This is a genomic window from Pseudomonas mandelii, from assembly GCF_900106065.1.
GTDB lineage: Bacteria > Pseudomonadota > Gammaproteobacteria > Pseudomonadales > Pseudomonadaceae > Aquipseudomonas > Aquipseudomonas mandelii.
Window position 1 is genome coordinate 3,926,243 of record NZ_LT629796.1, and the last position, 20,617, is coordinate 3,946,859.

Consider the following 20,617-nt stretch of genomic DNA (forward strand, 5'->3'; position numbering starts at 1 on the left):
CGGGTTATCGGTCTTCGCGGGCAAGTCGGATTTTCGCACCACTCGCGCCTACAGGGTTATGTGTTGGGGCTAGAAGAATTGGGTGAACAACCAATACAGGCTGCCTGACAGCACAATCGCCGCCGGCAAGGTCAGCACCCACGCCATCAGCAGGTTGCGGATGGTCTTCATCTGCAAGCCACCGCCGTTGGCGACCATGCTCCCGGCCACGCCCGAGGACAACACGTGAGTGGTCGACACCGGCAAGCCGAACATGTCCGCTGCGCCGATGGTCAGCATGGCCACGGTTTCCGCCGAGGCGCCTTGCGCGTAGGTCAGGTGGGTCTTGCCGATCTTTTCGCCGACCGTCACCACGATGCGCTTCCAGCCGACCATGGTGCCCAGCCCGAGCGCAATCGCCACCGCGATCTTCACCCACAGCGGAATAAAGCGCGTCGAGTTGTCGATCTGTTGCTTGAACAGTTGCAGCTTGCCGGTGGTGTCGGCGTCGAAGTGGCCGACTTTGTTCTTGTCCATCAGGCGAATGGTTTCGCTGGTCAGGTACATGTCGTTACGCACGTTGCCCACGGCTTCGGCCGGTACTTTGGACAGCGAGCCATAACCCTTGACCTCTGCGCCGATACTGCCCGTAAGGGCGGCGAGGGCCGGGATCAGTTGCGGTGTGGCTTCCTTGCTGCGCACGTATTCAGAGAGGATCGGGCGCGGATCGGCGGGGGCCGGCATCGGCACGCTTTTGACCAGCGCTTGCTGGGTGACTTCGGCGACGGCGGCGAACTGCAGCGCCTGATCGGCCGGCATGGTGCGGTTCAGCGCATAGGCCATCGGCAGCGTGCCGACCAGAATCAGCATGATCAGGCCCATGCCTTTTTGGCCGTCGTTGGAACCGTGGGCGAACGAGACCCCGGTGCAGGTCACAATCAACATGCCGCGAATCCACCACGGCGGTGGCGTGTTGCCGACGGGCGCCTTGTACAGCGCGCGGTTCTTGACGAACGCACGCAAGGCCAGCAGCAACAGCGCGGCAAAACCGAAGCCGACCAGCGGCGACAACAGTAACGCATAGCCGATCTTGGTCGCTTGAGCCCAGTCCACGCCGCTGGTGCCGTCGTGGCCGTGCATCAGGGCGTTGGCCACACCGACGCCGATGATCGAACCGATCAAGGTGTGCGACGACGAGGCCGGCAAGCCCAGCCACCATGTGCCGAGGTTCCACAGGATCGCCGCGATCAACAGGGCGAAGATCATCGCGAAACCGGCGGAGGACCCGACTTGCAGAATCAGCTCCACGGGCAGCAGGGCGATGATGCCGAACGCCACCGCGCCACTCGACAGCAGCACCCCGAGGAAGTTGAAGAACCCGGACCAGGCCACCGCGAAATTCGGCGGCATCGAGTTGGTGTAAATCACCGTGGCCACGGCATTGGCGGTGTCGTGGAAACCGTTGACGAACTCAAAGCCCAGGGCGATCAGCAGCGCTACGCCCAACAGCAGAAACGGCGTCCAGGTGGTGACCTCCGTGCCGAGTTCGCTCATGTCGTGCATCAGGCTGTAGGCGGTGAACAACAACCCGCTGGCCAGCACTCCGAAAAACACCACGAGGGTGAGCAGGCTGGGTTTTTTATCGAGTTGAGGCCTGGCACTGCGGGCGGGAGCCTGGGTTTGGGCGGTGTAGGAGGGCGTAGCCATGACAGACAATCCTGAGGAAGGAAGGAGTGTCTGTCATGATCGTTGCCAAATGTTACAGAGAAACTGCCCTAGATCAGGGTTTGGTTTTTTTGCTGATCCGTTAATCAGAATTCACCCGGTCCCTGTAGGCGCGAGGCTTGCTCGCGAAAGCTATGTATCAGGTAAAACGCCTTCGCGGGCAAGCCTCGCTCCTACAGGGATGGGGTGAAGGCTCAATAATCCTGGCGCTTGCGAAACGCCCAACGCCCCGCAATCACGGTAAACGTCGCCACCAGTGCCACCAGAATCCAGAACCCCTCCGGATCCCCCGACAACGGCACCCCACCCACATTCATGCCAAAAAAACCGGCAATGATGTTGATCGGCAGCGCCAGCACCGTCACCACGGTCAGGGTGAACAGCGTGCGGTTGCTCTGCTCGTTCAGGTTGGCCGCGATCTCTTCCTGCAACAGCTTGATCCGCTCACCCAGCGCCGTGAGGTCGTTGATGATCAGCGCAAACTCCTCGGTGGACTTGCGCAACTCCTTCACGTCTTCCTTCTGCAACCAGTGCGGCGGCCGGTTGAGCAACCGCAACAACGAACCGGGCTCCAGCGCCAGCAGCCGTTGCAGGCGCACCAGCACCCGGCGATTGGCACCCAGTTCCGCACGGTTGGTCGACAGCCGCGAGGACAGCAATTCATCTTCGATCTGATCGACACTGAGGCTGGTCTTGCGCACGATCTGGGTCAGTACCTCGCCCTGATCGCGGAGCAAATGCACCAGCAATTCCAGCGGTGAACGAAAGCACTCGCCGGCCTTCACCGACGAGCGCAGCTTGTCCACCGAGTGCAGCGGTTGCAGGCGGGCGCTGATGATCAGCCGGCTGCGGGCGCACACCCACAGCGTCGACACATCCGACGACACCATGCTGCTGAGGTTGAACACCACATCGTTGACCACCGCCAGCAACGCCGAATCCACATGCTCGATGCGCGTGGATCGAGACCCTTCGTGCAAGGCTTCGAAAAACTCGTCCGGCAATGCCAGATGGCTTTTCATCCAGCGCTCGCACGCGGCATGCGCCAGGTTCAGGTGCAGCCACAGGAATTCATCGCTCTCGTCCGGCTGTTGCAGGTATTGCAGCGCTTTCGCCGAATCAATCTCCCGACCCCGCTCACCGGGGCGAAAACTGAAACCGTAGAGCAGACCGAACAGGTCCGGGTCGCGATGGCTTTGGTCGATGCTGTGGTTCATTGGGGCTCGCAAGGGGAGGCGCCTGTCGCAGGTTTTACAGGTTCACTTGAGCCGCATCATCGCAACTGTGGATGACGTTTTTGTGACGAAAAAATAACCGCAAACGATTGCATTGCCGGTGGTCGGAATAGATTCAAGAACCGCTCTGGCCCGCCGATCTTGCTTAAGTTACCTTGCGCGGCTTCGGCCATGAGCCAAGTTTCAGACAGGGATGTCCGGACACCTTTCACGCTGTGTTTGCCGCGTGTCTCACCCCCCTGTCATGAGTATCACTCGATGCTGCAAAAATCCCTGAGAGCACAAATTCTCGCCCTGTTGAGCGGCAGCCTGTTGGCGGTACTGTTGATCGCCCTGGCTTGCTTTCACTTTCTGTCCGGCGGCGTTCAGAGCTACGCCAACCTGATCGAAGGCCCGCTGCACACCTCGCAGTTGATCGATGAAGCCAACCTGCAATTCAAGGTGCAGGTTCAGGAATGGAAAAACGTCCTGCTGCGTGGCAAGCAACCGGCCGACCTGGACAAGTATTGGAAACAGTTCGAAGACCGTCAGCGCGATGTGCAGAGCATTCTCGGTGAGCTGGCTGTGCAAAAAGGTATCGATCCGCAACTGAAAACCCGCATCGAACGCCTGCGTGACGAACACCGTTTGCTGGGCGCTGCCTATCAGAAGGGCCGTGACGCCTACGTGGCGGCGGGCGCCGACCCGACGGCAGGCGACGCGGCGGTCAAAGGTGTCGACCGTGCGACCAGCGAACAGATGACCGAGTTGGTCAGCGAATTGCGCAAGCAGGGTGTCGAGCAGTCGAAGCAAATCAGCGCCGAAGCCGATCGCACCGTGTTGCTGGGGCTCATTGTGATGCTCGTCTCGGGGCTGTTGATCGGGCTCTTGAGCCTGTGGCTGGTCAACCGCAACCTGATTGAACCGATTCGCAAACTGATCGAGTACGTCGCGCAACTCAGCCAGGGCAAGTTTGCCGACCGCGTGGCCAGCACCCGTCAGGATGAGCTGGGTAAATTGGCGGTTGCGGCCAACACTTTGCGTGATTTCCTCGCCGAAACGTTCAGTCGTTTGCAGCGCAGCGCCAAGGACCTGGACAGCGCCAGCAGTGAGCTGAACTCGATCGCCAGCCTCATGACCAGCGGCACCAATGAGCAGTTCAACCGCACCGATCAGGTGGCCACGGCGATGAACGAAATGTCGGCCACCGCACAGGAAGTCGCCCGTCACGCCGCCGATGCCGCACGCGCCGCCGACGATGCCGACCAGTCCGCCCAACACGGCGAAAAAGTCATGCAGGGCACCATTCACACCATCACCCGGATGCGCGGCGAAATCGCCAACACCGCCACGGTCATCCGCCAACTGGAAACGGACAGCGGACGCATCGGCAAGGTGCTCGAAGTGATTCGCGGAATCGCCGAACAAACCAACCTGCTGGCGCTCAACGCGGCCATCGAAGCGGCCCGTGCCGGTGAAGCCGGACGCGGTTTTGCGGTGGTGGCCGATGAAGTGCGCAGCCTGGCCCAGCGCACGGCGGCATCGATCATCGAGATCAACCAGATCATCCAGACCGTGCAAACCGGTGCGGTGGACGCGGCTCAGGCGATTGAAAGCGGCCAGTCGCGCAGTGAGGAAAGCGTCGAGCAAGTGACCCAGGCCGGCGCCATGCTGGAGCGGATCACCCATGCCGTGGAAGCCATCCGCGACATGAACCGCCAGATCGCCACCGCCGCCGAAGAACAGACCTCGGTGGCCGAGGACATTTCACGCAACCTCACTGAAATCACCAGCATCGCCAGCACCAACCTGGACAACGTGCAGCGCACCGAAGCGGCTGGCCGTCATTTGCATGGGTTGTCGGGGCAGTTGAATGAAGTGACGGCGCGTCTGAGCGCGTAACGGAAACGGCGGCGTATCAGGTCGGTTACCGAGTCGGTACGCCCGTCGCTCTCGGATCCATAAGGGTTACGCCGCTGGTCGGGCGCCTGGCATTTTGGTTCGGTTTTACGGTGCACCTGTTAGTTCTGACAGTAGACGATTGCCGTGCACGAGCGTTTGATAGCGCTGTCAGCGCAGCGGCGCTGCTGTATTCACAAGGAGCGTTTTTATGTCTATGGATCTGCAATTAAGTCGTTTGAAAGTAGAAGGGGTTGACGATGGCGAACTCACCGAACCGGTAGGCGAAAATGGTTTGCGGGCGCTAGTCGAAGGCAACCAGAACTACAAAAAAGGGGACAAGCTTGAAGTGATCTGGAATGACGTGTCGGTGTTCACGCATACAATCACGGTGGTTGAAGAGGTGGCAGGTGTGCACTTTTACATTGAAAAACAGTTCATTAAGCTTGGTCCCGTGAAGGCGAATTACACGCTAGCCGACGACTCTGGAAATGTCGCTGTATCGCCCGTTTCTAACTTCAACGTCATTGCTGCGACTTAAGCTTTTCCCGGAACTGTCTGCACCGGAAAGCTGAAAACAAACTGCGTGCCTTCCTTCGTTGTCGAGCGCACTTCCAGCTTTCCACCATGGGACTGCGCAATCTGACTGGCGATGTACAACCCCAACCCGAGACCGGTCTGCGGTGTTCCGCGGGCCGGTCGCGCGTAGGGGCGAAACAGATGGGGCAACGCGTCCTCGGCGATGAGCCCCTGATTCGTCACGCTCAGCACGAACTGCCCGTCGTGGATCTGCGCGCTCACGTCTACCGAGCCCTCGGGGTCGCCGTGGGCAACGGCGTTCGCCACCAGATTGGAAAGCAATTGCGCGACCCGCTCGCGATCGCACTGAATACCGTGCAGCTCGCCAATGGACATGCGAAGGGTGCGTTGGGGATAGATGTTCTGGACTTCTGAAATCACGTGCCGCAAGGCGTCGCCCAGGTCCGGGCACGGTGCGATGTCCACCGGAATACCACTGCCCAACGAACCACGAGCGAAATCCAGCACATCATCGACCAGTCGGGTCGCGCGCCGGGCACTGGTCAGAATGTGCCGGGCCCGTTGCTGATTCGCCGGGTCGGGAAGCTTGCGCAAGAGCATTTCGGCGCCGGCGCTGATCGCGAACAACGGGGTGCGCAGGTCATGGCCGAGCACGGCGATGAACTGTTCGCGCAACGCGGTGTTTTTGCGTTCCGCCATCAATGCCGCTTCGGTTTTTTGCAGGTTCTCTTCCGCCTCGATCTGCAACGCCAGCATTCGCGCAAAGGATTCCATGGTGCTCTGGATCGTGCTGGATTTGAGCGATGCAGGATTGGGATCAAGGGCGCAGATGGTGCCGAAAAAGCGTCCGTCGGGGCGAAAGATCGGCACCGAAATATAGCTTTCGAATTGATAGAGGCGAGGGGTGTGGTGATCGCGGTAAAGCGGGTCTTCACTGGCCTTGTCGATCACCACCGACTGATGCGCCTGGCGAATTTCGTGGCACAAGGTGGTGACCACCTCCAGCTCGCCGCCGACCTGCAAGCCGAAGTCCAGCTGATCGAGTACGGCGCAAGCGGTCCATGAGTCTTCAGTGACACGCGCCACCGCAGCGAAGCGCAGCCCCGTCAATTCACGGATCACCTGGAGAATCGCCGGCACCGCGCTGATCCGGCCGATCGTGGCGATGTCTGCTGCCGCTGTTTGCCCCATCTCAATCCATCTCTGTGTAATCACCGTTGAGGGATTCTAGCGGGCTACCGCCGAGTTGGCGCGTGTTGATTATGCGAATCCGGCATGCAAAAAAGCCGCACGATCCGAAGATCGTGCGGCTTTGTTTGATACGGGTATCAGGTGTCTTGTTTGTCGCTCAGGACTTTGCCGGTGGTGGCATCGAAGTCCACGTCGAATTCTTTGCCGTCAGCGGTTTTCAGTTCCACTTCGTACTCGTAGTTGTTGAAGTGGTTGTCCAGATCCGTGTCGGTGATGGTCGAGCCTGGGTGCCGTTTCAGAGCCTCCTGGTTCATTTCTTCCAGTGGCTTGATCTTGCCGCTCTTGACCAGCGCAGGGATCTGGTCGACACGAACGTCAGCCTGAGCCAGGCCAGCGGTGAGGGTCAGGGCAGCAGCGGTGAACAGGGCAGTCAGGGTTTTCATGGGTTCATTCCTTGGGGTGATCTGTTTAAGTGAGTCCAGATTAACTGTGGCAACTTAATTCACCCTTAATTCCAATCACCGTGTCGTTTGGAAGATTTCGCGGGCAAGTCGGCTTGCCGCATCACTCGCTCCTACGGGATTTGGGGCGGTCGCATTATTTGTGATCGACTCAAAACCCGTAGGAGCGAGTGATGCGGCAATCCGACTTGCCCGCGAAGAAGACGACGCGGTGTCGTGTCAGCTAGCGATCAGTACCCGTTGTTCTGCAGCAACTGCGCCACCGTCCCGGCCGCCGGGCGCTTGTAGAACTTCAGCAATTCACTGGCGCGGTTGGTGAAGATGCCATCGACGCCGGCGTCCATGACTTTCTGGTAATCAACCGCTTCGTCGATGGTGTAGGCGTGCACCAGCAGGCCTTGATCGTGGGTGTACTGGTTCATCCACGGTTTCACCAGGTCCGAATAGCTCTGATCGCCACCCTTGGTCAACACTGCCGAAGGACCGGTGCCGATCGCACCCTGGGCCTTGGCGTACTCGACCCATTGCTGGAATTCGGCTTTGTCTTTCGGTTCCTGTTTGGCGTAGTAGGTGGCCTTGTCCTTGTCGCCGGACTCGGCAAACGTCACTTTGGACTTAGGCTCGATACTGCCTTCGCCGACCCACAGCAGCAGGATCTTCGGCACTTGTGGCATTTCCTTCTCAAGCAGTTCGAGGCTGCTCTTCTCGAAGGTTTGCAGCACGACTTTGCCCTTGCCCTGGCCGACCGCCAGATTGCTTTTCGCCAGTTTGGAACCGGCCGGGCTCAGCCAGCCGCGATCCTGCAATTTGTCCTTGAGGTCGCGTTCGAGGCCGGGGAATTGCTTTGGTTCTTTGGTTTCGATGTACAGGCCGGGTTTGTGCAGCGGATTGCCCTGGGCGATGTCGATGATTTCGTCGAGGGTCAGGATCTTCAGGCCGACGAAGGACGGACGTGCGCGATCCGGGTACGCGGCGTTGAACCAGCTACCGGCATCCAGGGTTTTCAGTTCGGCGAGGGTGAACGCGTTGGCCGGGCTGTCCTTGCGATCGGGGAATTTGGTGGCAACGTCGGTGGTGCGTTGCAGGTTGTTGTCGTGCAGGGCGAACAGCACGCCGTCCTTGCTGCGTTGCAGGTCCAGTTCCAGGTAATCGGCGCCCAGATCACGGGCCAGTCTGTAAGACGCCGCAGTGGATTCCGGTGCATCGTAGGATGCGCCGCGGTGGGCGATCACCGCCGGGTGCGGGATGCCCAAACGGGTGGCCAGTGCAGTCGGGCTGGGCTCGTTGGCGGCCTGTGCCTGGCCGAAGCCCAGCAGCATGCTCAGCAGCAGGGCGCTTTTGGTGAAGGTAACAGGCATGGTCGAGGTCCTTTCGCGTTGAATTTTCAAAGACGTCTCTTTTAACAACTGAGCGCCGCCAGCGCTATCGCCAGACCGACATAAACGTGTTTAAAGCAGATTTTTTCAGCGCTTTTGTGCGCTTCTTTGCAGTACTCTTGGCCCCGGCGTTTCCCCGGCAGAGGGAAATCCGAATGCCTGTCCTTGCGTGTAAACCATCGTTCACCGGTCGTTAACGACCTTTTGTGAGGTTTATATGCGCATCACTTCCGAGCTTATCTGCCAGGCCGCCGACCAACTCAAAGGCTTCGTTGGCCTCAATCGCAAAACTGGCCACTACATTGTGCGTTTCAGCGAAGACTCGTTTGGTATGGACGTGGCGGATGACGGGATCATTCCCACCAGTGAATTTGTCTGGGCGCCGGGGCCTGGGCAGGCCATGACGCTCAAGCGTGAGTTGATTCAATTGTTGCTGGATCAGAATATTGATGATCGGATCAATGTGACCGAGCCGTTGCGGGTGTACATGAATCGGCGGGAAGTGCCGGAGATTTCGGCGGTGCGGAGTCTGGTTCGGGGCTGAAGTTTTACTGTGTCTGGACTGGCCTCTTCGCGGGCAGCCTCGCTCCTACAGAGGGCGCCGGCAACCTGTAGGAGCAAGGCTTGCCCGCGAAGGCGGCCAGAAGAACACCGCATCATTTTACGGCCTTGAACCCATACGCCCGCTCAACCTTGCACACCCGCGTATGACACGCCGAATACCACGTCGACCGCCCCCGCTCACGGATCGCACTGTGCTCAGGATGATGTTTCCACGCCAGAATCGCCGCCTCGCTGGCCCAGTACGACACCGTAATCCCCAACCCATCCTCACCCCGAGCCGACTCAACACCGAGAAACCCCGGCTGCTCACGGGCCAGTTCCAGCATGCGTTCGGCGGCCTCGGCGTAGCCTTGATCACCGTCGGTGCGCAGCGAGGTAAAAATCACCGCGTAGTACGGCGCTGATGGCGTATCGGCAATCATGACTGTTGCCTTTTGCAGGCTTCGATCAACGCCCGGGCCAGCGGCGGTAGCGTGCCGTTGAGCGCGGCGCGTTCGGGCTGGAACAGGGTGGCGACGAAAAACGGATGATCCTGGAGCTCCACCGCCCGCAGGTCGCCGGTCGAGTCATGGCCAACGGCGCACAACTGTTGGCTCAATAACTCACGCTCGAACGCCGGGTTCATGCCATAGCGACAGCGATATCCCTCAACGATCTCGACGCTTTCGTACACGTTGGCGATCAACGAGCCTTCAACCAGGCGAATGCTGTCCGTTGCTTCCACCAATGAGCAGGTCAGCGGCGTGAGTAATGCGCGTGCTGCACCGGGATGGGTTTCGCCATGCTCGGCGTCTTCCCAACCCAATACGTTCCGAGCGAACTCAAGCACCGCGTGTTGAAAACCGCCGCAGGTGCCGAGGAACGGTCGCTGCTGCTCACGGGCAAAACGGATCGCCCGCAACGCGCCGTCCATGTCGCGGTAAGGGCTGGCGGGCACGCACCAGAAACCGTCGACGTGGTGTAACGGGGTGGCGTTTATGTGATCGGTGGCCAGCCACTGAAATTGCACATCCACGTTCAGGTGTTCGGCAGCCATGCCGAGCGCCACGGGAATGGCTTGGTGGGCGGTGACCTGTGGGTCGTAATCACCGATCAGGGCGATGCGCAGGGTAGTGCTTTCCATGAGTGATCTCGACGCTTGTTGATTCCTGGCACCCACTATAGATTGGCGCTCACGCATTCAATATTGGCGTTATCCCAAGTGATCAATGCAGCGACGCACTATCGACTCGACTATCCAGACCTGGCGCTAATCCTCGCCTTGGTGCGCGGCGGCTCTCTGGCCCGGGCATCGGCGTTATTGAAGGTCGACGTGTCGACGGTGTTTCGCGCGGTTCGCCGACTGGAAGCCGCGCTGGGCCAGCAACTGTTCGAAAAAAGCCGCGCCGGTTACCTGCCGACCACACTCGCCCAGACCCTGGCCGAGCAAGCCGAGCGCGCGGAACAAGCGCTGGACGCGGCGCGCATTGGCGTGGAGCAGGGCGGTGAAGTCATCAGCGGCACGGTGCGGCTGACCTGCACCGATTCTGTCCTGCAAGGGTTGCTGCTGCCGGCGCTGGCGCAGTTCATGCCGTCCTACCCGGCGCTGACCCTCGAACTGAGCACCTCCAACGACTTCGCCAACCTCAGCCGTCGGGATGCCGATATCGCCTTGCGCCTGACTCGCGCACCGCCCGAGCATCTGGTTGGTCGACGTCTGGCGGATATTTCCTATCGGGTCTGTGCCAGTACGGCGTACCTGAAATCAGTCGATCCTGAAGACCTGGCCTCGCTGACCTGGATCGCGCCGGATGACTTTCTTCCCGACCACCCCACCGTGGCATGGCGGCGCCAGCAACTGCCCGGCGTCACACCGGCTTATCGCTGCAACAGCATGCTGTCGGTGACCGAGTTGGTGCGTGCCGGGCTGGGCGTTGCGGCGTTACCGGACTTTTTGATCGGTGATGAACTGCAACCACTGACCGGCCCGCTGCACGGTTACGACACCGCGCTCTGGTTGCTGACCCGTCCGGACTGCCGCGCGTTGCGCTCGGTGGTGACGTTGTTCGATGAGCTGGGGCGGGCGCTTCGACTGCCGTGATCGGGTGCTAATCCTTCGGATGATCATTCACTAAATGCTGATGCATTTCCGAGGTCAGGCTTTCAATGCGTTCGGTCAGGTTCTTGGTCATTTCCGTAAGCCGGGTGTTCAGTTCAAGCAGCTCGAGCAGTTGCGCGGTGTTCTGCGCCGCTTGTGCCTGGCGTTCGCTGTTGGCCACGGCGATGGATTCGCGGTGCAGGGCATCGGCATCGGTCTGGGCTTTGTCCCGCGCCGCCTGACGGGTCTGGGCCAACAGGATCAGGGGAGCGGCATACGCCGCCTGCAGGCTGAACGCCAGGTTGAGCAGGATGAACGGATAAACGTCGAACTGGGTCACGCCAGAGACGTTAAGGCAGATCCAGATCGCCACGATCAGCGTCTGGGCGCCCAGGAAGGTCGGCGTGCCGAAGAACCGTGCAAAGGCCTCGGCGCGCAGGGCGAACTTGTCGTTGCCGAACGTTGGCTCCAAGTGGGCATGGGGGCGGTGAAAGCGCAGGTGATCGACGGCAGCGGCGGGTTTGGTTTCGTGGGTCGGCGTGGTCATGATGATCTCTGCGTGGCGCTGGGACTGACGTTCACTATAGCCCCAGCGCCATTTTCATTTTGAAACACATTGCCGCGTTTTATTCAGCGCGCGCTGTGATCGGTGTTTCGGCAGAGATTGTCATTTATGGCAGCTCGATTCAGCGCTGATAACAGGCCAGGAACATGTCCAGTGCTGACTCCACCACGGTGCGTTGCATCTCATCTGACAGCGGGGGCAGCCCCATGGAAATCTGCGGCCAGAACGCAAAGGATTTAAGCATTCCCTGGATCTGCTGCGCGGCAAATTCGGGGGCGACCGGCTTCAACCGACCGTCCGCCTGGGCGGCGCGGATCCACACAGTCAGGCCTTCTTCACGCTCGCCCATCCGGGCCACCATGTTCTGCGCGCGCTCGGGAGAATGGATGGTGGCGGCGATCGCCACCCGCGCCAGGTCGAGAAAGTTTTCATCGCCCAGCATCTGCAATTTCGCCTGCAACATCTGGCGCATTTGCTCGCGCAGGGGCAGGTCAGGGCGGTAGGACGTTTCCTGTTCGGCGGTCACCCGCGCCCACAGTTGATTGAGGATTTCGGCGAACAATTCTTCCTTGCTGGGGAAGTGGTTGTACACCGTGCGCTTCGACACCCCAGCGGTGGCGGCGATCTTGTCCATGCTGGTGATGTCGAAACCGTTGGCACGGAATTCGGCAATCGCCGCCTGAATGATGGCTTCGCGTTTTCGGTCGGTGAGGCGCTGTGGAGCTGTCATAAGTACGCTTCGGCAGTCGGCAGAGAAGAATTACACTCGGCAGTTTACTTGTGATCCGCTTTGATGCAACCTAGAAACTACACTGTGCAGTGTAATGTTTCGTTAATCCTGTGCAGTGAATACTAGAATTTCCGGCTGATGCGTGCGTGCTTTGGCCAATTATCGTCCCACCGTGAAATCCGCGCTTTGCGGTTTTTCTGGAGTTACTCAGACATGGCCGACTCAATTTCCCCTGCGGACAATGCCTCCACACCCGAAGCTTCCCGTCAGGCACAAGGACTGTTCCAGAATCATGTGCCTGTGCAACGTGAAGGCGTGCGAAAAATGCTGCGCATCATGTGGAACATGATTTTCAACAAACCGCGCGACACTCGCCCAACTGCACCCGTCCCGGTGCAAGCCCTGAGCCACGCAGCATTGATCGCCGCGCCCAACCACAGCGTCTATCGCCTCGGCCACTCCACCGTACTGCTGAAACTGCGGGACAAATTCTGGATCACCGACCCGGTCTTCGCCGAGCGCGCTTCACCCGTGCAATGGGCCGGCCCCAAGCGTTTCCACCAGCCACCGATCAGCCTCGATGACTTGCCGCCGATAGAGGCGGTGATCCTGTCGCATGACCACTACGACCACCTCGATTATCAAACGGTGCTCACACTGGCGGACAAGGCCAACTACTTCCTGACGCCACTGGGCGTAGGCGACACCCTGGTCAAATGGGGCGTCGATGCCAGCAAAGTGCGCCAACTCGATTGGTGGCAGGGCACGGAAGTCGATGGCATCCAGTTCATCGCCACACCGTCGCAGCACTTTTCCGGGCGCGGCCTGTTCGATGGCAACAGCACGCTCTGGGCCTCGTGGGTGATGATCGATGGCGACACGCGGATCTTCTTCAGCGGCGACAGCGGTTATTTCGATGGCTTCAAACGCATCGGCGAACAGCATGGCCCGTTTGACCTGACCCTCATGGAAACCGGCGCCTACAACGTCGAGTGGCCGCACATTCACATGCAGCCGGAAGAAACCCTGCAAGCGCACATCGACCTCAAGGGCCGCTGGTTACTGCCCATCCACAACGGCACTTTCGATTTGTCGATGCACGCCTGGTTCGAGCCCTTCGACCGGATCCTCGCCTTGGCCTGGGAACGCAATGTGTCGATCACCACGCCGCAAATGGGCGAAGCGTTCAACGTCATGTACCCACAGCGAGGGGCCGCATGGTGGTCGGAAATGGAAAGTACAGTGAAGGAAGAAGGGCGTTTAGCTTGTAGCGGCTACAAGTCTGGATGATGTTTCCTACATTGACAGCTCCTTGTGACTGACAGCTGTTTCCTACGGTTTCGGTAGGCTGTGCGGCGGGTGAAATGACTCACCCGCAATTGGCCATATCAAGGATGCTGTAAATGAAGGACGTTTTAAAAAGCCGCATGACGGCACTGGCGCAGATCATTCTGCTATCGGTCACCGGACCTGCATTCGCAGACAGCAACGCCTCCGTCACTGCCCAGTCGCTCGAATATGCGAGCGTCAGCGAGCTTACCGAGCGGATGGCGCGCAACGAACTCACCTCAGTCACACTGGTGGAGTATTTGCAGGCGCGCATCCACACGCTGGACAAGCAAGGGCCGACGATCAACGCGATTATCGAGCTCAACCCACAGGCCATCGACATTGCCACCGCTTTGGACCAGGAGCGTCAGGACGGAAAAGTGCGTGGTCCGCTGCACGGCATTCCTGTTCTGCTCAAGGACAACATCGACACGGCGGACCAGATGCAAACGAGCGCGGGTTCGTTGGCCATGGTCGGTCAGCCTGCTGCGAACGACGCGTTTGTGGTCCAACAGCTGCGTGACGCAGGTGCCGTCATCCTCGGCAAAACCAACATGAGCGAATGGGCTTACGTCCGGGAAATGGGCTTGCCCCACGGTTGGAGTGGCCGAGGTGGCCAGGGTAAAAACCCCCACGTGTTAAATGGCGAAATCTGTGGTTCCAGCTCGGGTTCAGCCGCCGGTGTTGCCGCCGGTTTCGCACCGTTGGCCATGGGGACCGAAACCAACGGTTCCATCGCGTGCCCTGCTTCGGCTAATGGCGTGGTGGGCGTCAAGCCTACGCTGGGTCTGTTCAGCCGATCGGGCATCATTCCCATCACCCGTCTGCAGGATACGCCGGGTACCCTGACGCGCACCGTTCGTGACGCCGCGCTGATGTTCAACGCCCTGCAAGGCATTGACGCCCGTGACCCTGTCACCAGCGATGCGCCAGTGGGCGTTGACTACACCGCGCTGCTCAACACGGATGCACTGCAAGGCAAAAGAATCGGTTATCCGACCGAGTACGTCGGCACCAACGGCACTGTGCTTCGACCCGGTTTTGAATTCCTGATGGCATTGGCCACACTGGAAGAGCAAGGCGCGACCCTGGTGCCGTTGAGCGTCCGACTGCCGGATATCGATGGCTACTTCAACACCCTCATGGCAGGCATGAAACATGAACTGCCCGAGTACCTGGCCAGCCGCTCAGGGTTACCGATTCAGACGCTTCAACAGTTGATCGATTTCAACGAGCTGAATCCGGGTGCCGAAGGTTACGGGCAGCAAATGCTGAACGACATCAACCAACTGGACATGACCCACTCACAGGCAACCGAGATGTTCGGCGTGCTCAGTGCCAGCTTCAAGGCTGCCATTGATGAGCAAATGGCTGAACATAATCTGGATGCAATGTTCGCCGATGCCGATGGCTACTCGCAATTCAGTGCCGCAGTCGCTGGCTACCCAGCCATTACCGTCCCGTCGGGCATGAACAGCGATGAACTGCCAACGTCTGTGTTCTTTTTCGGCCAGCGCTGGAGTGAACCCCAACTGCTGGCGCTGGCTTACAGCTATGAACAAGCGTCGTTAGAGCGTCAGAATCCGGCGTTTCGGGAGCAGTAAGGTCCAAGACCAAGGCAGGTGATGGTGGGCGTTAAAGGCCGTGGCTGCTCGACCAGCGAGGCAAGCCATGAGCCTTCCTGAAAGGGCGATCCAGTCACGCCTCAGAACGCCTGATCTTCTGCCGTCGGGCCGCTCGCCATGGAGCGGCCCGCGATCTTCGCCACCGTCAGGTCGCAAACATTCCCGTCGAGAATTTCATCCATTTCCCCCGCTGACAGTCCAAGCCTCTGCGCCGCTTCCAGCTTGCCCAACTGACCGGTGTCGAGCAGCATGCCGATCTTCATCAGGTATTCGGCCTTGGCCCTCATTTCCCCCGCATCGGCAGCACCCGAAGACGGATGACCAAGCCTGTCGCATTCATCGATTCCATTCATCTGCTGACTCCTCACTCAACCATCGCGTAGTCCGCCCGACCCACCGGATCAGGCGTCGACCCTCTCACATTCATCCCCCGACCCGGCGCAAATCCGGGGAAGAACACCAGGCCTTCCGATTCAAACCGATACGCCAACGCCAGCCGGGTGACATCCAGCACATCGCGTTCGGCCTCGAATCGCACAATGGCGTCCACGGAGACACCGGATTCCTCCGAGAGCTCTTCCACGCTCCAACCCAGCATCGCTCGGGCCTGGGCACAGTGGGCCGGGGTGAATTGGAAAAGGGCGATACGTTCCAGGGTGATTTTCATCGCAAGAGAGGCCATGGTGTTCTCCGGGCTCGAGAGTGCTAATCCAAAAAGTACTGTTGTTTTGTACAGTTGTTTTGCGCCCGGATCAAACTCATTTTTTGATTTTTTCTATGTCGCCCCCTCCATCCAGACGGACGGTGCCTGCCCCAATACGCGGCGAAACATGGTCGAGAATGCCGCCGGGCTGTCATAACCGAAATCCAGCGCAATGCGCGTCACCGGCGTCCCCGCCGCCAACCGCGCCAGGGCCAGCACCACGCAGGCCCGCTGGCGCCATTGGCTGAAACTCAGCCCTGTCTGCTGTCGGAACAGCCGATTGAACGTGCGCAAGCTGATGTGCAATTGATCGGCCCATTGCTGCGGCGATTGATGCGCGTCGGGCCGCTGCAAAAAGCCTTGGCACAACCCTAGCAACCGCGCATAGACCGGTAACGGAATGTGCAACGGCAAGTGAGCACTGCGCGCCAGTTCATGCAGCAGCAAGTCGATCAGCGCGCCATCGCGCCCGGCCTCGTCGTACGCCAGCGGGATCTCCACCGCCTCCATCAACAAGTGCCGCATCAACGGCGACACACTGATCACCTGGCAACGATCCCCCAAATCAACCGCATCAGGTTCGATGTACAAACTGCGCGTGCTCACCCCCAGCATCAGCACCTCATGCGCCACCCCGGCCGGAATCCACACCGCTCGCTGCGGCGGCACCACCCAATTGCCATCGTGCGTACTGACCTGCATCACCCCCGTCGCGCCGTACAGCAGTTGTGCCCGCCGATGCGTATGACGGGGCAACACATGACCGTGGGAATAATCCGTACCGATCGCCACCACCGAGCGCGGTGTGTCATCCAGCAGATTGATCGAAACATTGCGCATTGAGCGTTTTCCAACAGTTGGCGTAAACGCGAACATTATTGGCTGACTTGCTGAAGCAGGCCAAGGCGCATCGCTCTATTGTCGACCGCTCTCAACCAACGGACGACGCGCAATGTTTTATCTCCTGCTGGCATTTTTCGGGTGCGTGACTGGCGTCACTGCGGTGTTGTTCGGCTTTGGCGGCGGCTTCGTTGTGGTGCCATTGCTTTATCGCATGCTCATGGCTAGCCACGGTGCCGATGACCCCGTCAGCCAATCGGCAATGCACATTGCCGTGGCGACTTCGACCTGCGTGATGATCGTCAACGCACTGATCGCCACCGGCAAACACCGCCGCGCCGGTAATCTCATTCGTCATTATCTGTGGCCGCTGGGCGGGTTCATCGGCCTGGGCGCAATCCTCGGAGCGCTCGCCGCGATGTGGGTGAGTGGCGAGGTGATTCGTTATGCCTTCATCGCGTACCTGGGCGTGACCATTGTGGATTGCCTGTTCCGACGTGGTTTTCTGACAGCGTCCGACACCACAATCCCACGACGGTTGGGGAGGGCGGAAGTGTCTGGCGGTGGTGTAGGAATCGGCATTATCGCGACCTTTCTCGGCGTAGGCGGCAGTGTCATGACTGTGCCGTTGTTGCGTCGATGCGGGTTGAGCATGAGTCAGGCGACGTCCATGGCTAATCCGTTAAGTCTGCCGGTGGCGTTGGCCGGGACGCTGACTTACATGGCGATGGCGGGGTTCACCGAGTTTGATCTGGGACCGTGGTTTGTCGGTTATGTGGATCTGCTGGCGTTTGCGGTGTTGACGATGGGATCGTTGGTGGGGATTCGGTTGGCCACGCCTTGGATCGGGCGGATTCCGGATCGGGTGCATGCGCGGGTCTATGTGGGGTTGCTGGTGTTGGTGATGGTCAGCATGTGCCTGAACTGATCGTCATCACGTTAGCTTTTTATCGATTCTCGAACACGGGTTCGCCATAATCCGCCGCTCTTTCTTGCGAGCCAATACTCGCTGCATTCAAGGATGATTTGATGTTTAAAGGACTGTTTCGTCTTGCTGGCATTGTCGTATTGGTGTGCTCCACGTTTTCTACGATGTTGTGGGCCGACAGCGGCAGGCAGGTCTATACCGGGACTCTGGGAAAAATGCCGATTGTGCTGGAGGTGAGCGCCGATGGCAGTGAGGGTCGTTACTTTTACCAAAAGTACCGCAAGGACTTGGTGCTTAGTGGCTCAAAGGAAGGAAAAGCACTTGTGCTGGAAGAGGGTGACCAGCGATATGGAGAGCACAAACCTTTTCCGACAATTCGCTTACAACCAAAGTCCAGCGGCTGGTCCGGAGAATGGACTAGCCCTAAAGGCAAAGTCTTGAAGATTGACCTGCAGCCAGCGAACCTTCCTCAGATTCCCGCTGACACCTTGCCCTATCTCGCCAGACTTCACGACAAGGCGCCTTATGAATACCTGCGTTTGCAGGGTATGAAGCTTACACAAGGCAAGACTGAAACCTTCATGGGTTACACGCTGCAATGGTGGCGCGACCCACAATCCAAAGCCGAGCTGTTTGAAGTGGTTTCGGGCTACAACGCTGAGGAGCGTAAGCGTATCAATCAGCAATTGATGGGCCGTTTGTGGCAGGAGGTTGTGGGGTATTACGGATGCTTCGCTAACTACGCTGACGCCTACTACGCACAGACGAGTCAGCCTCTGTGGATGACGCCGAACGTCATGAGCGTCCGTGTCTCAACCGAGTACTTCTGTGGCGGTGCTTACCCGGATCAGGTCAATGACTCACTCAACCTCGATGCTAAAACGGGCCAATCTCTGACGCTTGATGACGTGCTGTGGGTGGGACAGGGAAAGCCGCTGCACTACGAGGAAAACTACGACGCCTACATTTCTTCGTCTGAGTCATTCAGTGCCTATTCTGATTACCGCGGCAAAGAGCTGGCGCCGTGGCTGGTGGCGCAATTGCTTAATCTCTATCCCAATCAAATGACGGTCACACCAGAAGGGGACGACGACTGCGACTACGATGACGAGGACCGCTGGAGTTTTCCTTCCTGGTATTTCACCGAGCAGGGGATCAAGTTAGATCCGTCCTTTCCTCACGTGGCCGCAGTGTGTGGAAATGTGGGCTGGGGTGTCCTGCCGTATAGCCTGATCAAGCAACACCCCGGCGGCGTTGCGCTACAGCTGCCCTGATTGCGTACCCGATAACCCCGGCGCCTCACGAATAACAAAGTGATCCAGGTTCTCGATATTCGCACTGAACACCCCGAACGTCTGCTCGGGGTTTTTCTTGCTCGGCACCTGCTTCAACTCCGGCGTCACGCCATAAAAGAAGCAATACAACTCCGCTTCACTGTCGATGGCGTGCTTGATCTCTTCCAGAAACGCTTTGCGCTTGCGGTAGTTCTCGATCAACTTCTTGCTCAGGTAAACGTTGACTGAATACGGCTTCTTCTTCGCCTCGTCCGCCTGCTTGAACCAGACCTTCTGCTCGAAATCGATGCGAAAGCTCTGCGTGTAATCCTTGATCTCCTTGATCTTGCCCCAGTAAATCAGCCCCTTGTTATCCGTCAGGTATTCGATCTTCTTGAAGAACGACCCGTAAGGCGCCGTGTGCTCGCCAATCTTCAGCGGCATGCGCTTGAGCAGGTCCTTGTCTTCGAAGTTCGACACAAAACACTCCACCGGATGGGCGAAGACACTGGTCTTGTCCGGCGCCGATTCACGGCTTGGGTGTTCTGTGTTGCTAGCCTCAGTGGTTGGCTTCGGATCGTCCCGCACCACATCCGCCGCCACCGCCGGGTTCGACGGCTTACGCACATACTCACGCCGAGTCAGCAACAACTCCGACGGGAAATGCTCCTCGCGACTGTCATCCGTTTCCGCACCGTCCACACCTGACGCCGACGCCTTGAGACTGGCATAAGGACAATCCGCCACATGCCGGGTGCTGGGCGTGTTCTTGAAGTGCGGGGTGCGAACGTAATTCACGTTCTTGGCGTTGAACGTCGTCAGTACATTCGCCGCATCGAAGGCCAAACGACAGGCGTCGTTGGGGCATTGGAAGTGCTCCTTGGCGGAATCGAACTCCATGGTTTCGTCGAAATTGAGATCGCGCACGTCATAGATCGACAGCTTGTCGTCGAGGCTGAGGCAGTAGGCGAGGTCGAATTTCATGGCAGGCTCGGGTCCTTGAGGGGGAAGGGTATTAATAGCGGGAGGCGGGGCGGGTTGCACTGACTGTTTTCAACACATCGCAAAATCGGCGGTAACACACCGTCCCCTGTAGGAGCGAAGCTTGCTCGCGAAAAACTTCAGAGCGCCACTAAATATCTGTTCTACGCACCATTATTCACAACCTTCAGCGAAACACCGCCAAGAGCAGGTTCGCCACGCCTATCGAAAATCTCAGCCTTCAGCTAGCGTGGCCAACTCCATGGAGGTGCCATATGACTGAACGGCTACAAGTAAACATGCACGAAGCTCAATCCCAACTCGATCAACTCGCTGAGTCTGGCGGGGCGATACGGTTGTGATCACCAAGGACGGCAAGCCCTATCTAAACCAGCTGCCTCATATCAAAACATCTCGGGCACGTAAGCCGGCGCGGTTGAAGGGAAAAATCCGAATTTACGCGGATTTTCAGACGCCCGCCGAGGACATCACCGAGGGATTTGAGAGTCACCTGTGAGGCAATTACTCTTAGAAATAGTGGCTATTCGCCCTGTTACGTATTGAAACCCTTTGGTACTTTGGCGACGGTAGGAATTTTCCTACGGCAATTGTCGAT

The 20,617-nt window shown here is 58.9% G+C and carries 21 protein-coding genes; 8 read left to right on the top strand and 13 right to left on the bottom strand.

Annotated elements, in window-relative coordinates; genetic code table 11:
• Positions 1-69: 69 nt before the first annotated feature.
• Together BLU63_RS18140 and BLU63_RS18145 are read right to left on the bottom strand one after the other, a co-directional pair.
• Positions 70-1,686 carry an inorganic phosphate transporter gene (locus tag BLU63_RS18140; RefSeq protein ID WP_077748672.1) on the bottom strand — a complete coding sequence of 539 codons (1,617 nt, stop codon included), beginning with the start codon at positions 1,684-1,686 and terminating at the stop codon, positions 70-72.
• 212 nt (positions 1,687-1,898) lie between these two features.
• Entirely contained in the window at positions 1,899-2,921 is a 1,023-nt protein-coding gene (locus tag BLU63_RS18145; RefSeq protein ID WP_010457297.1) for a transporter, read from the bottom strand.
• Between the two features lie 276 nt (positions 2,922-3,197).
• On the opposite strand from BLU63_RS18145, the gene BLU63_RS18150 reads away from it, so the two are divergent.
• Both BLU63_RS18150 and BLU63_RS18155 read left to right on the top strand, forming a co-directional pair.
• Entirely contained in the window at positions 3,198-4,820 is a 1,623-nt protein-coding gene (locus BLU63_RS18150; protein ID WP_010457295.1) for a methyl-accepting chemotaxis protein, read from the top strand.
• A gap of 208 nt (positions 4,821-5,028) precedes the next feature.
• Positions 5,029-5,358, top strand: a complete 330-nt coding sequence (locus BLU63_RS18155) for a hypothetical protein (RefSeq protein ID WP_083375911.1) — start codon at positions 5,029-5,031, stop codon at positions 5,356-5,358.
• On the opposite strand, the gene BLU63_RS18160 is transcribed toward BLU63_RS18155, so the two are convergent.
• The 3 genes from BLU63_RS18160 to BLU63_RS18170 all read right to left on the bottom strand — a co-directional run bounded on the left by BLU63_RS18160 (position 5,355) and on the right by BLU63_RS18170 (position 8,367).
• Positions 5,355-6,548: a GAF domain-containing sensor histidine kinase gene (locus tag BLU63_RS18160; RefSeq protein WP_083375912.1), complete on the bottom strand. Its 1,194-nt coding sequence runs from the start codon at positions 6,546-6,548 to the stop codon at positions 5,355-5,357. The genes BLU63_RS18155 and BLU63_RS18160 overlap by 4 nt on opposite strands.
• 137 nt (positions 6,549-6,685) lie before the next feature.
• A complete protein-coding gene (locus BLU63_RS18165; protein WP_083375913.1) occupies positions 6,686-6,991 on the bottom strand; it encodes a PepSY domain-containing protein in 306 nt (101 codons plus the stop codon).
• Between the two features lie 248 nt (positions 6,992-7,239).
• Entirely contained in the window at positions 7,240-8,367 is a 1,128-nt protein-coding gene (locus tag BLU63_RS18170) for a glycerophosphodiester phosphodiesterase (RefSeq protein ID WP_083375914.1), read from the bottom strand.
• 235 nt (positions 8,368-8,602) lie between these two features.
• On the opposite strand from BLU63_RS18170, the gene BLU63_RS18175 reads away from it, so the two are divergent.
• Positions 8,603-8,929 (top strand): DUF2025 family protein, encoded by a 327-nt coding sequence (locus BLU63_RS18175; RefSeq protein WP_010457284.1) that lies wholly within the window; start codon positions 8,603-8,605, stop codon positions 8,927-8,929.
• A gap of 112 nt (positions 8,930-9,041) precedes the next feature.
• Here the strand turns inward: BLU63_RS18175 and BLU63_RS18180 are convergent, their stop codons facing one another.
• Together BLU63_RS18180 and BLU63_RS18185 are read right to left on the bottom strand one after the other, a co-directional pair.
• Positions 9,042-9,371: an antibiotic biosynthesis monooxygenase family protein gene (locus BLU63_RS18180; RefSeq protein ID WP_010457282.1), complete on the bottom strand. Its 330-nt coding sequence runs from the start codon at positions 9,369-9,371 to the stop codon at positions 9,042-9,044.
• On the bottom strand, positions 9,368-10,072 hold the full coding sequence (locus tag BLU63_RS18185; RefSeq protein WP_083375915.1) for a CTP synthase C-terminal region-related (seleno)protein: 705 nt from the start codon (positions 10,070-10,072) through the stop codon (positions 9,368-9,370). Before BLU63_RS18185 ends, BLU63_RS18180 begins: the two co-directional genes overlap by 4 nt.
• 15 nt (positions 10,073-10,087) lie before the next feature.
• Between BLU63_RS18185 and BLU63_RS18190 the strand changes: the two genes are divergently transcribed.
• Entirely contained in the window at positions 10,088-11,029 is a 942-nt protein-coding gene (locus BLU63_RS18190) for a LysR family transcriptional regulator (protein ID WP_083375916.1), read from the top strand.
• A 7-nt stretch (positions 11,030-11,036) separates the two neighbouring features.
• Here BLU63_RS18190 and BLU63_RS18195 read toward each other — a convergent pair whose 3' ends face one another.
• Positions 11,037-11,573: a DUF1003 domain-containing protein gene (locus tag BLU63_RS18195; protein WP_077748664.1), complete on the bottom strand. Its 537-nt coding sequence runs from the start codon at positions 11,571-11,573 to the stop codon at positions 11,037-11,039.
• Positions 11,574-11,712: 139 nt separating this feature from the next.
• Positions 11,713-12,321, bottom strand: a complete 609-nt coding sequence (locus BLU63_RS18200) for a TetR/AcrR family transcriptional regulator (protein ID WP_083375917.1) — start codon at positions 12,319-12,321, stop codon at positions 11,713-11,715.
• Positions 12,322-12,534: 213 nt separating this feature from the next.
• Between BLU63_RS18200 and BLU63_RS18205 the strand changes: the two genes are divergently transcribed.
• Positions 12,535-13,611 (top strand): MBL fold metallo-hydrolase, encoded by a 1,077-nt coding sequence (locus BLU63_RS18205; protein ID WP_083375918.1) that lies wholly within the window; start codon positions 12,535-12,537, stop codon positions 13,609-13,611.
• A gap of 113 nt (positions 13,612-13,724) precedes the next feature.
• The gene (locus BLU63_RS18210) at positions 13,725-15,254 is read left to right on the top strand and encodes an amidase family protein (RefSeq protein WP_083375919.1); all 1,530 of its coding nucleotides are present in this window, start codon (positions 13,725-13,727) and stop codon (positions 15,252-15,254) included.
• 101 nt (positions 15,255-15,355) lie between these two features.
• Here the strand turns inward: BLU63_RS18210 and BLU63_RS18215 are convergent, their stop codons facing one another.
• The 3 genes from BLU63_RS18215 to BLU63_RS18225 all read right to left on the bottom strand — a co-directional run bounded on the left by BLU63_RS18215 (position 15,356) and on the right by BLU63_RS18225 (position 16,818).
• Positions 15,356-15,628, bottom strand: coding sequence for a helix-turn-helix domain-containing protein (locus BLU63_RS18215; RefSeq protein ID WP_010457272.1), 273 nt, complete (start codon positions 15,626-15,628; stop codon positions 15,356-15,358).
• Between the two features lie 11 nt (positions 15,629-15,639).
• The gene (locus BLU63_RS18220) at positions 15,640-15,957 is read right to left on the bottom strand and encodes a helix-turn-helix domain-containing protein (protein ID WP_010457271.1); all 318 of its coding nucleotides are present in this window, start codon (positions 15,955-15,957) and stop codon (positions 15,640-15,642) included.
• A gap of 93 nt (positions 15,958-16,050) precedes the next feature.
• On the bottom strand, positions 16,051-16,818 hold the full coding sequence (locus tag BLU63_RS18225; protein WP_083375920.1) for an AraC family transcriptional regulator: 768 nt from the start codon (positions 16,816-16,818) through the stop codon (positions 16,051-16,053).
• Between the two features lie 112 nt (positions 16,819-16,930).
• On the opposite strand from BLU63_RS18225, the gene BLU63_RS18230 reads away from it, so the two are divergent.
• Positions 16,931-17,746 (top strand): sulfite exporter TauE/SafE family protein, encoded by an 816-nt coding sequence (locus tag BLU63_RS18230; protein WP_083375921.1) that lies wholly within the window; start codon positions 16,931-16,933, stop codon positions 17,744-17,746.
• Positions 17,747-17,847: 101 nt separating this feature from the next.
• Positions 17,848-19,020: a hypothetical protein gene (locus BLU63_RS18235; RefSeq protein WP_027923910.1), complete on the top strand. Its 1,173-nt coding sequence runs from the start codon at positions 17,848-17,850 to the stop codon at positions 19,018-19,020.
• Here the strand turns inward: BLU63_RS18235 and BLU63_RS18240 are convergent.
• Positions 19,006-20,004, bottom strand: a complete 999-nt coding sequence (locus tag BLU63_RS18240; protein ID WP_083375922.1) for a hypothetical protein — start codon at positions 20,002-20,004, stop codon at positions 19,006-19,008. The two genes, BLU63_RS18235 and BLU63_RS18240, sit on opposite strands and share 15 nt — an antisense overlap.
• Positions 20,005-20,617: the final 613 nt, after the last annotated feature.